Annotated in this window: 14 protein-coding genes, 1 tRNA gene and 1 other annotated feature; of the genes, 14 read left to right on the top strand and 1 reads right to left on the bottom strand. The window is 45.7% G+C overall.

Going from position 1 to position 13,724, the window contains the following annotated elements; translation table 11 throughout:
- Positions 1 to 194 precede the first annotated feature (194 nt).
- From ETP43_RS11095 to ETP43_RS11070, 6 genes are all read left to right on the top strand, one after another.
- A complete protein-coding gene (locus ETP43_RS11095) occupies positions 195 to 1,046 on the top strand; it encodes a peptidoglycan-binding protein (protein ID WP_129258106.1) in 852 nt (283 codons plus the stop codon).
- Between the two features lie 145 nt (positions 1,047 to 1,191).
- Positions 1,192 to 1,674, top strand: coding sequence for a 2-C-methyl-D-erythritol 2,4-cyclodiphosphate synthase (ispF, locus tag ETP43_RS11090; protein WP_022399750.1), 483 nt, complete (start codon positions 1,192 to 1,194; stop codon positions 1,672 to 1,674).
- Positions 1,675 to 1,924: 250 nt separating this feature from the next.
- Positions 1,925 to 3,190 (top strand): ABC transporter substrate-binding protein, encoded by a 1,266-nt coding sequence (locus ETP43_RS11085; RefSeq protein ID WP_022399751.1) that lies wholly within the window; start codon positions 1,925 to 1,927, stop codon positions 3,188 to 3,190.
- A gap of 113 nt (positions 3,191 to 3,303) precedes the next feature.
- Positions 3,304 to 4,185: a carbohydrate ABC transporter permease gene (locus tag ETP43_RS11080; protein WP_022399752.1), complete on the top strand. Its 882-nt coding sequence runs from the start codon at positions 3,304 to 3,306 to the stop codon at positions 4,183 to 4,185.
- A gap of 2 nt (positions 4,186 to 4,187) precedes the next feature.
- On the top strand, positions 4,188 to 5,012 hold the full coding sequence (locus ETP43_RS11075) for a carbohydrate ABC transporter permease (protein ID WP_022399753.1): 825 nt from the start codon (positions 4,188 to 4,190) through the stop codon (positions 5,010 to 5,012).
- Positions 5,013 to 5,045: 33 nt separating this feature from the next.
- A complete protein-coding gene (locus ETP43_RS11070; RefSeq protein WP_129258103.1) occupies positions 5,046 to 6,692 on the top strand; it encodes a DUF4091 domain-containing protein in 1,647 nt (548 codons plus the stop codon).
- A 199-nt stretch (positions 6,693 to 6,891) separates the two neighbouring features.
- On the opposite strand, the gene ETP43_RS11065 is transcribed toward ETP43_RS11070, so the two are convergent.
- Positions 6,892 to 7,806 carry an AraC family transcriptional regulator gene (locus tag ETP43_RS11065; RefSeq protein ID WP_129258101.1) on the bottom strand — a complete coding sequence of 305 codons (915 nt, stop codon included), beginning with the start codon at positions 7,804 to 7,806 and terminating at the stop codon, positions 6,892 to 6,894.
- Between the two features lie 163 nt (positions 7,807 to 7,969).
- Positions 7,970 to 8,194, top strand: a binding site (T-box leader).
- A gap of 173 nt (positions 8,195 to 8,367) precedes the next feature.
- Here ETP43_RS11065 and epsC point away from each other — a divergent pair.
- The 8 genes from epsC (at position 8,368) to ETP43_RS11025 (ending at position 13,706) form a co-directional block, all read left to right on the top strand.
- Positions 8,368 to 9,060: a serine O-acetyltransferase EpsC gene (epsC, locus tag ETP43_RS11060; protein WP_022399756.1), complete on the top strand. Its 693-nt coding sequence runs from the start codon at positions 8,368 to 8,370 to the stop codon at positions 9,058 to 9,060.
- Positions 9,047 to 10,453: a cysteine--tRNA ligase gene (gene cysS / locus ETP43_RS11055; protein ID WP_129258099.1), complete on the top strand. Its 1,407-nt coding sequence runs from the start codon at positions 9,047 to 9,049 to the stop codon at positions 10,451 to 10,453. The genes epsC and cysS overlap by 14 nt, the downstream gene beginning before the upstream one ends.
- Positions 10,438 to 10,869 carry a Mini-ribonuclease 3 gene (locus ETP43_RS11050; protein ID WP_022399758.1) on the top strand — a complete coding sequence of 144 codons (432 nt, stop codon included), beginning with the start codon at positions 10,438 to 10,440 and terminating at the stop codon, positions 10,867 to 10,869. The genes cysS and ETP43_RS11050 overlap by 16 nt, the downstream gene beginning before the upstream one ends.
- Positions 10,859 to 11,587, top strand: a complete 729-nt coding sequence (rlmB, locus tag ETP43_RS11045) for a 23S rRNA (guanosine(2251)-2'-O)-methyltransferase RlmB (RefSeq protein WP_129258097.1) — start codon at positions 10,859 to 10,861, stop codon at positions 11,585 to 11,587. The genes ETP43_RS11050 and rlmB overlap by 11 nt, the downstream gene beginning before the upstream one ends.
- Positions 11,588 to 11,603: 16 nt before the next feature.
- A complete protein-coding gene (gene sigH, locus ETP43_RS11040) occupies positions 11,604 to 12,194 on the top strand; it encodes an RNA polymerase sporulation sigma factor SigH (RefSeq protein WP_022399760.1) in 591 nt (196 codons plus the stop codon).
- A 108-nt stretch (positions 12,195 to 12,302) separates the two neighbouring features.
- Positions 12,303 to 12,374, top strand: a tRNA-Thr gene (locus tag ETP43_RS11035).
- Positions 12,375 to 12,508: 134 nt separating this feature from the next.
- Entirely contained in the window at positions 12,509 to 12,850 is a 342-nt protein-coding gene (locus ETP43_RS11030) for a cupin domain-containing protein (protein WP_022399761.1), read from the top strand.
- Entirely contained in the window at positions 12,843 to 13,706 is an 864-nt protein-coding gene (locus tag ETP43_RS11025; protein WP_129258095.1) for an AraC family transcriptional regulator, read from the top strand. Before ETP43_RS11030 ends, ETP43_RS11025 begins: the two co-directional genes overlap by 8 nt.
- The last annotated feature ends 18 nt before the right edge of the window (positions 13,707 to 13,724 follow it).

Raw genomic sequence — 13,724 nt, 5'->3', positions numbered from 1 at the left:
CAACCGCAACCTGCTCTACGATTATATAAAACTGATAGGAAAAAGTCAAGCGTTTTTTTGAAAAAAATTAAAAAAATTTTAAAAGAGGGAAAAGTACAGAAAAATACAACAATTACAGGAAATATGCGAAGGAGCAAAAAGTCCTGTGTCTGCATAGAATAACCGGAGAGAAACGTTCAGGAGAAAGAAGAAAAATGGGACGGGATCTGACCAAATGTCATCCACGGTTACAGAAACTGGCAAAAGAACTGATGGCAGCCTGTGAAAAACAGGGATGCCCGATCGGGATCGGAGAGTGTTTTCGGACGGTACAGGAACAAAACCGGCTGTATGCCCAGGGGAGAACCAAGCCGGGACCGGTCGTAACCAATGCGCCGGGAAGCACCTATCGCTCCATGCACCAGTGGGGAGTGGCGTTCGATGTATACCGGAAGGACGGAAAAGGAGCCTATAACGAATCAGGAAACTATTTTCAGAGAGTGGGAGCTATCGGAAAATCACTGGGACTGGAGTGGGGCGGAGACTGGAAATCCATTGTGGATAAACCACATTTTCAACTGCCGGACTGGGGAAGTACCTCCGAACGTCTGCGGAAACAGTATGAAAATATCTACGCCTTTCAGGCAACCTGGACGGGATCGGGTACATCCACCGGAAAACAGGCATCTTCCGGAGAGGAGACTCCGCATACAGAGGTGAAAACACTGACGGCAGACAGCACGCAGAAAGAATGGATCCTGGCGTTGCAAAGAGAACTGATCCGACAGGACTATCAGCCGGGTACCGCAGACGGAATTGCAGGTAAGCGGACAGTGGAGGGCTGCCCCACGGTTCGAAAAGGTGCAAAAGGAGAACTCACACGATGGATTCAGAAGCGGCTGTCCCTCTATCTGAATGTGTGGAGCGGAGGCGGTCAGGCAGACGGGATTTTCGGAGAAAAGACCGAACAGAATATCCGGCATTTTCAGAAGACCAAAGGGCTGTCAGCAGATGGCATTGTAGGGAAAAAGACCTGGAGTGCCCTGTTGCAAAGCAGGGGAAAATAAGGTATCATGACAGACAGAGAATATGATTCTGATGGTCAGGATATATAATAAGAAGAAAGTGTGTTGAATAAGAAAAAATGTATTCTCGGAGACATCGGGTATCTGAGGCTGTGAGAATATAGAAAAAAGAAAGAGAGGAACAGATATGGTACGGGTAGGAATGGGATATGATGTACATAAACTGACGGAAGGACGGGATCTGATCCTTGGCGGTGTGAAGATACCGTGGGAGCTGGGACTTCTGGGACATTCGGATGCGGATGTGGTTGTCCATGCGATCATGGATGCACTTCTCGGTGCAGCTGCCCTGCGGGATATCGGAAGACATTTTCCGGACACGGATCCGCAGTATAAAGGAATCTCAAGTATCCTGTTATTGCAGAAAGTGGGAGCTTTATTAAAAGAAAAGGGATATCAGATTGTAAATATTGATGCCACGATCATCGCACAGAAGCCAAAACTTCTTCCACACATCGATCAGATGATCAAAAATGTGGCAGATGCACTGGAACTTTCCGAAGATCAGGTGAATATCAAGGCAACCACAGAAGAAGGACTTGGATTTACAGGAACAATGCAGGGGATTTCCTCCCAGGCGATTTGTTGTATACAATCTGTACGGGATTGACAAAAAACGATAATTCAATTAGAATAAAGAAGACAAAGAGGTCACAGAAAAAGGCACTGTGGCCTTTCTTTTTTCATAAAAGAAGAGGCTGTTAGGTTATTGTGCTGTTTTTTATGAGATTGCAGGACGATTTTATGTGAAAACTGGACGATTCTATATAGCTTCTGTCGGACAAAGACGATATACTTTTGTCAAAAGAAAGGAAAGATTCCACAAATGATTGTGGAAAAGAACGAAGGAGGAAAAAAGTATGAACAAGAAAAAAGTAGTAGCGTGTTTACTGGCAGCAACTATGGCAGCAGGTATGCTGGCAGGCTGTGGTGGAAGTTCAGGAAGCAGTGATTCATCTTCCTCTTCCTCAGGCGGAAAAGACAAACTGACCTTCTGGTTCCCGACATTCGCATCTGCTGACGGAGAAGTAACAGATGAAGAATTCTGGAACGAGAAAATGGATGCTTTCGAAGAAGAGAATAACTGTGAAGTAAACGTAGAGATTATCCCGTGGGATAACTACGAAGAGAAATACTTGACCGGTGTAAACTCCAACGATGGTCCGGATGTCGGATATCTGTACATGGAAATGTTCTATGACTACATCGACATGGGAGCGCTGGCAGACATCGATGAATATTTCACCGATGATGAGAAAGCAAATTATATCTATTATGATCTGGGTAATATCCAGGGTGGACAGTATGCATTGCCTGTAGTAGTTGGTAACCCACGAGTTCTGGCTGCAAACATGGATATCCTGAAAGACGCAGGTATCGATTCTGTTCCGACTAACTGGGATGAACTGAAAGCTGCATGCGAAGCGGTAAAAGAAAGCAATCCGGATGTTGCTCCGCTGGCTGCAACATGGGGAAGCACACACTACGGTGCACTGAACGAAGTTTACTGGCCATATTTCTGGGGTGCAGGCGCATCCATCGTTGATGATGACGGAAACCTGACCATCGATACCGATGCAGGTTTGGAAGCTACACAGTTCCTGAAAGACATGAAAGACGAAGGTCTTCTGCCGGATACCACAACTTCTGTAGACGATGCTCTGGAACCATTCAAAAACGGCGAAGCTGCTATGACAGTTGTAGCATCCAGTAACCTGGCAAGAGTAGATGGAATCAACTGGGATTTCTCCATTCTGTCCGGTCCGGAAGATACAAAAACATTCGTAGCATCTGACAGCCTGGTACTGTTTAACAAATGCAAAAACAAAGATCTTGCCGCAAAACTTATGAAATACGTGACCAGCAAAGATGTAATGGCAGATTTCCATGAGAGAGTATCCGAACAGCCACCAATCACAGCAGACGATACTTACAGCGGAGATGAAAGATTTGAAGACCTGTTCACAAACCAGACAGACAAATTCCAGTCCCTGCCTGTATTCAAAGGTGCAAGTTCCATGTACGATACACTGTACAAAAACCTGCAGTCCATGATGCTTGGTGAACTGACTCCAGAAGAAGTTCTGAAAAATACAACAGAATACTATGATTCCAACCTGAAATAATCGTTGAAATTGTAGTTGGAGAAGGTTGGTAATAGAGGGGGATGGTGCATAGGGGTATGTACCGTCCCTTTTATAAATGTTCAATGGGGTAAAAAGATAAAAAGGAGAACGACATGTCAAGAAAAACAAAAGAGGCAGTACAGGGAATTATTTATATTCTCCCGAGTTTTGTATTGATTCTGATTTTTTGTATCATTCCGATTTTCATGTCCGGCTATTTCAGCTTCACAGAGTACAACATTATGAATTCGCCGAAATTTGTAGGACTTGATAACTACATTAAGATGTTTAAAGACAGCTATGTAACCGATGCAGCGAAGAACACGCTGTTATATGTACTTATGACTGTTCCGGTTCAGACGATCCTGGCACTGGCATTTGCAGCATTTCTGGCAGCAAAGATACAGAATAAAAAAGGTGAATTTTTACGAAGCGTTATGTTCATTCCGGTTATCGCATCTGCAGTTACCGCAGGTACGGTATGGAGAATCATCCTGAACACAGATGGCGGATTTCTGAATAACATTCTGAATTTCTTCCATATTTCTTCTGTGAACTGGCTGGGAAGCACACAGACATCCCTGTTAAGTATCTGTATCGTAGCGGTATGGAAAAACGTAGGATATTTCCTGGTTATTTACTATGCAGGTATCATGGGAATCCAGAAAGACCTGTATGAGGCAGCAAGAGTGGATGGAGCAACTCCACTGCAGCAGTTTACAAAGATTACCCTTCCGGTATTAAAACCGATCACTTATCTGGTAGTTACTCTGGGTATTATCTGGTCCTTCCAGGTATTCGACCTGGCTTACCTGATGACAGGCGGCGGCCCTGGTCATTCCAGTGTCACTCTGGTTATGGGTATCTACAATGCAGCATTCAAACAGTACAAGATGGGTTATGCGTGTGCAATGGCTATGTTCCTGTTAGTGATGATCATCATTATCAATGTAGTGGAAGACCTGTTCTTTAAAGAGAAAAAGGAGGCGAAATAGACATGAAGAAAAAACAGAAATGGACCGTCTTTTCCGTCCTTGGATTACTGATTTTGTTAGTCTTTGCGGCTATCTGTATCGCACCTTTTATCTACATGGCAATCATGTCATTTACGCAGTCCACCACACTGATGCTGCACTGGAGCGATATTAATTTCAGCGATTTTACAAACTTTAACTATGTACTGAAAAAGACAGGATTTATCTGTGCACTGACCAACAGTGTGATCGTTGTATTCTGTTCCTGTCTGTTCAACTGTATCATTGCATCCATGGCAGCCTATGGATTTGCAAAGAAAAAATTCCCGGGAAGCAATGCGATCTTCCGGATCTATCTGCTGACACTGATGATTCCGGGACAGGTAACGATGATTCCTGTATTTATCATGATGAACAAAGCAGGACTGACCAATACCTACTTTGCTCTGATCGTTGTCATCCTGAACGCATTCGGTGTTTTCCTGATCCGTCAGTTTATGGACACCGTGCCGGATGAACTGCTCGAAGCTGCGAAAGTAGACGGATGCCCGGAATACCGGATCTTTATCCAGATCGTTATTCCGCTGATCAAACCGGTACTGATTTCACTGGTCGTATTTACCTTTGTAACTTCCTGGAATGATTTCCTGTGGCCGCTGGTATCCACATCAAACTCTGATATGTATACCCTGACGGTAGCACTGTCACTGTTAAAGACACAGTATCAGACAAACTATGGTCTGATCATGGCAGGTGCAACAGTATCCTTTATCTTCCCGTTCATTATGTATGTATTCTTACAGAAACAGTTCGTGGAAGGTATCGCACTGAGTGGTATTAAAGGTTAATAAATATAAGAACAAAAATGTAAGGGGGCAGCTATGGAACTTTTAAAAATTAAAAAAATCACTTCTCTGGAAAAAGTGTTCCCGGATCAGGAGCCGAGTGGAGAAGGCATGGAAGACGTAATCACTGCACTGAAAAAAGAGACGGTATCTTTCCAGATGGCGTACTATTGGAGTGGTCAGAGAAAAGGAAGAGCACAGGTGCAGGTGACATCCGATGACAAAGAACAGGTACGTGTGAGAAGTGTTCGCCTGGTTCCGTGTGAATATCCGGCACATATGGTGGCAGATGATGATTATCTGACCACCAAACCGGGTCTGTATCCGGATTTGCTGAGCGATATCCAGCCGTGGGGCGTGGAACTGATCAGCGGACAGTGGAAGAGCCTGTGGATCGATGTGGATACCACTGGATTGACTGCCGGAGATCACACGGTAAAAGTGGATATGGTAGTGGAAGGTGAAGTTCTGGGAAGTACGATCGAGATGATCCATGTAGTGGATGCAGAACTTCCGCAGATGGCAGTACCGCATACCGAGTGGTTCCATTCTGACTGTCTGGCAAATTATTACGGCGTGGAAGTGTTCAGTGAAGAGCACTGGAAGATCGTGGAAAACTTTGTGCGCACAGCCGTAAAGAGAAAATGTAACATGCTGCTGACACCGGTATTTACCCCACCTCTGGATACTGCCATCGGTGGAGAAAGACGGACGGTACAGCTGGTGGATGTACATGTGACAGAAGACGGATACACTTTCGGGTTCGATAAGTTCGAGCGCTGGGTAGACATGTGCAAACGCTGTGGTATCAAATATTATGAAATTTCTCATCTGTTCAGCCAGTGGGGAGCAACGATGGCTCCGAAAGTAATGGGGGAAAAGGAAGGAAAAATGGTACAGCTGTTCGGATGGGATACCGAGGCGGCAGGAAAAGAATACAGTGAATTCCTGCATCAGTTCCTGGCAGCACTGAAACCGGAACTGGTGAAACTGGGAATCTCTGAGGTGACATATTTCCATATCTCCGATGAGCCTTCTCAGGAGCAGTTTGATTCTTATAAAGCAGCGAAAGAGGTTGTGGAAAAAGATCTGGAAGGTTATCAGATGATGGATGCGCTGTCTGATTACGAATTCTATGAAAAAGGTCTGGTATCTCAGCCGGTATGTGCAGTCAACCACATTCAGCCATTCCTGGAAAAACGTCCGGAGAAGCTGTGGGGCTATTACTGCACCGGTCAGTATGTGGATGTAACCAACCGTTTCATCGTACAGCCGGGTTATCGTACCAGAATCCTGGGAACTCAGATGTATAAATATCAGCTGGATGGTTTCCTGCACTGGGGATATAACTTCTACAATGCAGAACATTCTATTTTCCCAATTGATCCGTATCGCTGCACCGATGCAGCCGGTGCATTCCCGTCCGGAGACCCGTTCCTGGTATATCCGGGAGCTGATGGAGAGCCGGAGGAATCTCTGCGTATCATGTTGATGGATGAGGCAATGAGCGATCTCTGCGCGATGAATTATCTGGAGGAACTTGCGGGAAGAGATGTGGTTATGAGCTGCATCGAACCGGAAGGTGGAGAGAAAGTGGAGTTTGCGTCTTATCCGAGAAGTGTTTCTTATCTGGTGGAGATGAGGAAGAGAGTGAATCGGGAGATTGAGAAGAGAGTAAAATAGTTGGAACAAGACGGACGCGGCAGGTAGCCACCTGCCGCTGTTTTGTTGCAACGGGGGAAAGAGTGGTGTGAAAAAGGGAAGGCATTCGGTTTGGTGTGAATGTCTTCCCTTTTGTTTGCTTTTTATTAATATATGTTATTTGTTACCTACACGAATTATGGGTGGCAGAAGCCACGTCGTGTAGGTTGGGGGGGAGTCGTTATTCTGTGCCCGAAAAGTTTTTCACGGATGAGGCGTATTCCGATGGGGTCATGCGGGTGAACTTCTTGAATTGGAGGGAGAAGTACTGGTAAGAGGAATAGCCTAGCATGTCGGAAATCTGTGTGTAGTTAAATCTTTTCTGGCGGATCATTTTTTGGGCGGTTTCGATTTTCAGGCGGCAGAAGTAGTCGATGACACCGCAGCCGGTTTTTTCGTGAAACATTTTCTGGAGTTGGGAGCGCCCTACCGAGTTTTCTTTACAGATCTGAATTACCGTCAGGTGTTCGGAAAGGTTCCGCTGCAGGTATTGTACGATTTCCTGAAAGAGTACATCGGTATCTTTATGGATCATCGGGTGATCGCTGAAGGGCTGGCTGGCAACCGGACTGATGGCAGTCGGGTTGCTGTAGCGGCGCTGCAGGTTGATCAGGAGCATTTCCAGAGATAGAAAAATAATCTGTTCACTGCCAAAATCATGAACGGAGTTGCGTTCGAGCAGACAGATATTTGGGTTATTTAACGGTGTATAGAAGGTTTTTCTGGTCTCTGCGATGATCTGTCCCAGATAGAACCGTTCGTTCTGATTCAGAGAGACTCTGCGGTTCTCGAAAAACTTCATGCAGGGATTCGTGCATTCAAAAGAAACCACAACCAGATTCGGGGAAGTTTCCCCGTCTCCGCGCAGTGCGTGAAATTCGTTCGGTTTATGAAAAATCATTTCGTTAGAAGCAAGAAGAACTTCCTGATCACCGGCAGTCACAAAAAGATTGCCGCTGTCCACAAATACAAATTCCCAGAAATCATGGGATTCCCCGTCGAAAACATAGTCTTTCATATATTCAAAATAGTGAATCGAATAAATCTTACGGATATGAAGTTCTTCTTTCAGAGTAATACTTTCGTAATTTTGCATTCGTTTGTCACCTCAGAAGTTATAAATGCTGAAAACATTACTTTTATTATATCATAAATAAAACAAAAGACAAAAGAAATTAGAATCAAAATAGAAGCAAAAACAGGGAGGTAAGAGTTGACAAAACTGCATTTTTTTCATAAACTATAAAGCAGAAAGAATGAAAAAAGCGACGAACGGAAAGAGTATCTGAAAGAAGAACCACAGAGAGGGACGGCCACTGGCTGAAAGCGGTCCCGGGGAATCATCAGAGAAGTGCATCTGGGAGCTGATACGGCGAAAAGAAGTAGCCGGATCCGCAGGCAGGCGTTAAGGGCAGAAAGTGGAAGATGGACATAACAGGTGCATCTTCAAAAAGAGTGGAACCACGGATGACTTCGTCTCTTACTGAGACGGTCATCCTTTTTTTTCGCGAGCAACGAGTCAAAGTCCATGCTTGCATGAGACCTTGGCGACTGCTGCGATAATCAAAAGTGATCCACTGGATCAATTTTGAGTGTTATATGACAGTCATGCATCCGGCAGACGGAGGATGAACTGTATGGACATTGGAGGGCAGCTATGAGTTTTATCAGTCATATCAAAGAAGAGTTCCAGGTAATCCAGGAACGTGACCCGGCGATCAAGACACCGCTGGAAGTACTTTTATATCCGAGTTTCCGGGTGATGATCAAGTACAGACGGGCACACAAATTATATTTGAAAGGTCATTATTTTCTGGCACGGTGGATTTCCCAGCGGGCAGCCAGAAAGACCGGGATCGAGATCCATCCGGGTGCTACGATCGGAAAGGGACTGTTCATCGATCACGGAAGCGGTGTGATTATTGGAGAGACTACGATCATCGGCGATAACGTGACCTTGTATCAGGGCGTTACCCTGGGCGGAAACGGAAAAGAAACCGGCAAACGTCACCCGACACTGGAGGATAACGTTATGGTGAGTGCGGGAGCCAAAATCATCGGTTCGTTTACAATCGGTGCCAACTCCAAGATCGGAGCAGGATCTGTTGTGATCGAGGAAGTACCGCCAAACTGTACGGTCGTCGGTATTCCGGGACGTGTGGTCCGCCAGAAAAATATGAAAGTACCGAGAACCAATATGGATCACTGCCATCTGCCGGATCCGGTACTGGATGATCTGAAAACCCTACAGAAAGAATATACCGAAGTGACCAACCGCGTGCTGGAACTGGAAAAAGAACTTCGTTTTATCAAAAGCAAAAAAGGAGAAGAAAAAGATGAAACTGTATAATACACTGACAAAGAAAAAAGAAGAATTTGTACCGTTACAGGAAGGTAAAGTAACGATGTATGTCTGCGGACCTACCGTATATAACTTTATCCATATCGGTAATGCCCGCCCGATGATCGTCTTTGACACCGCGCGCCGTTACATGGAATACAAAGGCTATGAAGTGAATTATGTATCCAACTTTACGGATGTAGACGATAAGATCATCAAAAAATCCATCGAAGAGGGCGTAAGCGCAGAGGAAGTTTCTGAGCGTTATATCAAAGAATGTAAAAAAGATATGGCGGACATGAACGTAAAACCGGCTACCACCCATCCGCAGGCAACCCAGGAGATCGACGGCATGATCGCGATGATCGAGACATTGATCGAAAAAGGCTATGCGTATGCAGTAGACGGAACCGTATACTTCCGTACCAGAAAATTCGAAGAATACGGAAAATTATCTCATAAGAATCTGGATGATCTGCGTTCCGGTAACCGTTCCCTTTTGGTATCCGGAGAAGATCAGAAAGAAGATCCGCTGGATTTCGTACTCTGGAAACCGAAAAAAGAAGGAGAACCTTTCTGGGTATCTCCATGGGGCGAGGGACGTCCGGGATGGCATATCGAGTGTTCCGTCATGGCAAAAAAATATCTGGGTGAAGAGATTGATATTCATGCCGGCGGCGAAGACCTGATTTTCCCGCACCATGAAAATGAGATTGCACAGAGCGAGTGCTGCAACGGCAAGATTTTTGCACGTTACTGGCTGCACAACGGTTTCCTGAACATCGACAACCGTAAAATGTCCAAATCTCTCGGCAACTTCTTTACCGTAAGAGAGATCGGAGAACAGTATGATCTGCAGGTACTGCGTTTCTTCATGCTGAGTGCGCATTACAGAAGCCCGATCAACTTTAGCAGAGAAATCATGGAATCCTCCAAGAGCGCACTGGAACGTATCGTGACCGCAGTTTCCAACCTGACACATCTGGAACAGGAAGCAGCAGCCGATACCCTGACAGAAGCAGAAGAAAAACTGCTGGCTGAGATCCCGTCATACCGCAAAAAATTCGAGGATGCCATGGACGATGATCTGAATACCGCCGATGCCATTTCCGCGATCTTTGAACTGGTAAAATTCGCCAATACAAACGCAAACGATGCGTCTTCCAAAGCATTTGCCGCAGCACTGAAAAAAGAAATTGTTGCGTTAAGTGATGTACTGGGTCTGATTGTGGAAAGAAAGGAAGAAAACCTGGATGCTGAGATCGAAAAAATGATCGAGGAACGTCAGGCAGCAAGAAAAGCCAGAGACTTCAAACGCGCCGATGAGATCCGTGACGAACTGCTGGCACAGGGAATCATCCTGGAAGATACCAGAGAGGGTGTAAAATGGAAACGAGCATAACATATCTGAAAGAACAGTTTCAGTTAAACGATCCGGATATCCGATCTTACTCTCCGCTGACTCTTGCATATATCGGAGACGGAATCTATGAGTTATATATCCGCACCATCCTGATCAAACAGGGAAACTGCCAGGTGAACAAGCTGCACAAACAGGCAAGCCGTCTGGTAAAAGCCCAGGCACAGTCTGAAATGGTACAGGTACTGGAGCCGCATTTTACCGAGGAAGAGGAAGCGGTCTATAAGAGAGGTCGAAATGCAAAATCCTACACCACAGCGAAAAATGCCACAACAGGGGACTATCGCCGGGCGACGGGATTTGAGGCGGTTATGGGGTATCTGTATCTGACCGAACAGTACTGCAGAATGATCGATCTGATCAAAATGGGATTGGAGGCATTAGAAGATGGAAAATAAAATCGAAGGAAGAAACGCGGTCTTAGAGGCACTGCGCGCCGGAAAACCGATCGATAAATTATATGTTCTGGACGGCTGTCCGGACGGTCCGGTAAGAACCATTATCCGGGAAGCAAAAAAAGGTGATACGATCATCAATTATGTGAAAAAAGAACGACTGGATCAGTTGTCAGAGACCGGTCATCATCAGGGCGTCATCGCGATGGCAGCTTCTTATGAATATGCAACCGTGGAAGATATTCTGGAAGAGGCAAAGGAAAAAGGTGAGGCGCCGTTTATCTTTGTACTGGACAATATCGAAGATCCGCACAACCTAGGAGCCATGATCCGAACAGCAAACCTGGCGGGTGCACACGGCGTGATCATTCCGAAACGGAGAGCCGTGGGACTGACATCGACCGTAGCACGGACTTCCGCGGGTGCGATCAATTACACACCGGTTGCGAAAGTGACCAATTTAAAACAGACCATGGAACAGCTGAAGAAAGAAGGTATGTGGTTTGTATGTGCCGATATGGACGGCACACCGTACTACCAGATGGATCTGAAAGGACCGATGGGTCTGGTGATCGGAAACGAAGGAGAAGGAGTCAGCAGACTGATCAAAGAGACCTGTGATTTCGTGGCTTCGATTCCGATGAAAGGAGATATTGATTCCCTGAATGCTTCTGTGGCAGCAGGGGTTCTGGCTTTCGAGATCGCCCGTCAGCGGGGGTAACAGAGGGGAAAACAGGATGAAAGATTACACAGAGTATACAGATGAGGAACTGGTAGATCTGCTGCGGCAGGGAGAGACAGAGGTTATGGATTACCTTCTGGAAAAGTACAAGTTCATCGTGCGACAGAAAGCCCGCGTGCTGTATCTGGCAGGCGGGGAGGCTGACGATCTGATCCAGGAAGGCATGATCGGACTTTTTAAGGCTATCCGGGATTACCGCGGGGATAAAGAGGCTTCTTTTTATACGTTTGCTCAGTTATGTGTGGACAGACAGATGTATAATGCCATTCAGTCGTCGACAAGGCAGAAACATCAGCCATTGAACTCGTATGTGTCCATGAACGGGGAAGAGTGGGAGAGCCAGATGGGCAGTAAAACCCAGCAGAGCCCGGAGTCGATCATCATCGCACAGGAGAATGCGGTGCTGATGGAAGAAAATATCCGCAAACAGCTCAGTAAGTTTGAAAATGAGGTGTTGACGCTGTATCTCGAAGGAAATAATTACCAGCAGATCGGGGAAGCGATGGGCAAGCCATCAAAGTCCATAGACAATGCTCTGCAACGGATCAAAACCAAGGTCCGGGAGTGCCTTGGAAGGGAAAAATAAAGAATTTTTTAAAAAAACTGAAAAAGATGAAAATTATGCTTGACTTTTCTCGAAGCTTTTGCTAAACTATCTAACTGTAGCGGACAGGTAATTAAAACCGTTACAGATGCTGATGTGGCTCAGAGGTAGAGCACTTCCTTGGTAAGGAAGGGGTCACGGGTTCAATTCCCGTCATCAGCTTACAAAGCTCCTTGAAGTTGTTTCAGGGAGCTTTTTTGTTACGCTGTATATCAATCATTGGTTCGGTGGACCAATTTTGAGTGCATGAAGATCCTGTACGGGATCCGAAGGGGAAAGAAAGGAGAAGATATCTTATGGTAAGAAAAACAAAAGTAGCAGTCGTAGAACATCCGCGTGGAGGAGAGGGCAGTGTGGAATTTCACCACATCGTATCCGCAGAAGAACTGAACGGACACGGTTCCATGTACGCCATGGCAGTCCTTCGACCGCACAGCAGTGTGGGCTGGCATCAGCATGTGGGAAATACCGAACCTTACTTTATCTTAAAAGGAAAAGGTGTTTTTGTGGACAATGACGGCACAAGAACAGAGGTAGGACCTGGAGATGTCTGTGTGATCGAAGTGGGACAGAGTCATTCTCTGGAAAATCCAAACGATGAAGAACTGGTATTTATGGCGTTAGTTTACAATGCATAAACAGACATACCGGCACGAGGAGATCAAATACCCGTCCAACGAAGATGCATTTTTTAATGTTTTATGGCATAACCGGGACTATACTGCGCCGCACTGGCATAACGGACTGGAGATCCTGTATCTTCTGGAGGGAAGCGAAGACTGCTATCTGGGAGAAGACGACGGGATCCGGATGAAAAAAGGCGATTTTCTGGTGATCAATTCCCGGGTGGTACACAGTGTCCAGTGTCCGCGGCAGTGTAAGGAGATGCTGCTACAGATCCCTTACCCGATGATGAAGCGTTTTATTCCGCAGATTGACGGACTGGAATTTGTCTGTGAACGGATCAGTGGGAAAAAGCACCAGATGGATACGTCACAGGTGGAACAGTCACTGAGTATCCTGGCAGGTCTTCGCCCGTTTCAGTCGCCGGAAGAGACCCTGGAGTTTTACAGCCAGATTTATCATTTATTGGCTTTGCTGGTGAAAGACTTCAGCGTATCCGTCACTTCTGACAAGATGGAAGTATCGGAAAAATATATGGAGCGGCTGGGAATGATCACTTCGTATGTAAAAGAACACTATGCGGGAGACATCTCCCTGCAGGAGATTGCACGGCTGGTTTCGCTGAATCCGGATTATTTTACCCGGTTTTTTAAAAAATATATGGGGATGACATTTCTGGATTATGTGAATTCGGTGCGGATGGAACATATCGTGAGAGACCTGCAAAAAACAGATCTGAGCGTACAGAAATTGCTGGAAATCCATGGATTTACCAATTATAAGTTATTTATGAAAATGTACAGGGAACGATTTGAGAGCACACCGGGGAAAATGCGAAAATACCGGAAAGAACAGAAACATATGGAATAACAGACGAAAGAGATCGGA

Origin of the sequence: Blautia faecicola, assembly GCF_004123145.1 — a bacterium.
Classification (GTDB): domain Bacteria; phylum Bacillota; class Clostridia; order Lachnospirales; family Lachnospiraceae; genus Oliverpabstia; species Oliverpabstia faecicola.
This window is presented reverse-complemented; position numbering and strand designations above follow the sequence as displayed.

What these genes read in the sequence shown, in the direction of transcription:
- ETP43_RS11030 (WP_022399761.1), top strand. Translation starts at nt 12,509, where the DNA reads ATGGTAAGAAAAACAAAAGTAGCAGTCGTAGAACATCCGCGTGGAGGA.
- ETP43_RS11075 (WP_022399753.1), top strand. Translation starts at nt 4,188, where the DNA reads ATGAAGAAAAAACAGAAATGGACCGTCTTTTCCGTCCTTGGATTACTG.
- rlmB (WP_129258097.1), top strand. Translation starts at nt 10,859, where the DNA reads ATGGAAAATAAAATCGAAGGAAGAAACGCGGTCTTAGAGGCACTGCGC.
- ispF (WP_022399750.1), top strand. Translation starts at nt 1,192, where the DNA reads ATGGTACGGGTAGGAATGGGATATGATGTACATAAACTGACGGAAGGA.
- ETP43_RS11025 (WP_129258095.1), top strand. Translation starts at nt 12,843, where the DNA reads ATGCATAAACAGACATACCGGCACGAGGAGATCAAATACCCGTCCAAC.
- ETP43_RS11095 (WP_129258106.1), top strand. Translation starts at nt 195, where the DNA reads ATGGGACGGGATCTGACCAAATGTCATCCACGGTTACAGAAACTGGCA.
- ETP43_RS11085 (WP_022399751.1), top strand. Translation starts at nt 1,925, where the DNA reads ATGAACAAGAAAAAAGTAGTAGCGTGTTTACTGGCAGCAACTATGGCA.
- epsC (WP_022399756.1), top strand. Translation starts at nt 8,368, where the DNA reads ATGAGTTTTATCAGTCATATCAAAGAAGAGTTCCAGGTAATCCAGGAA.
- ETP43_RS11065 (WP_129258101.1), bottom strand. Translation starts at nt 7,806, where the DNA reads ATGCAAAATTACGAAAGTATTACTCTGAAAGAAGAACTTCATATCCGT.
- cysS (WP_129258099.1), top strand. Translation starts at nt 9,047, where the DNA reads ATGAAACTGTATAATACACTGACAAAGAAAAAAGAAGAATTTGTACCG.
- ETP43_RS11070 (WP_129258103.1), top strand. Translation starts at nt 5,046, where the DNA reads ATGGAACTTTTAAAAATTAAAAAAATCACTTCTCTGGAAAAAGTGTTC.
- ETP43_RS11050 (WP_022399758.1), top strand. Translation starts at nt 10,438, where the DNA reads ATGGAAACGAGCATAACATATCTGAAAGAACAGTTTCAGTTAAACGAT.
- ETP43_RS11080 (WP_022399752.1), top strand. Translation starts at nt 3,304, where the DNA reads ATGTCAAGAAAAACAAAAGAGGCAGTACAGGGAATTATTTATATTCTC.
- sigH (WP_022399760.1), top strand. Translation starts at nt 11,604, where the DNA reads ATGAAAGATTACACAGAGTATACAGATGAGGAACTGGTAGATCTGCTG.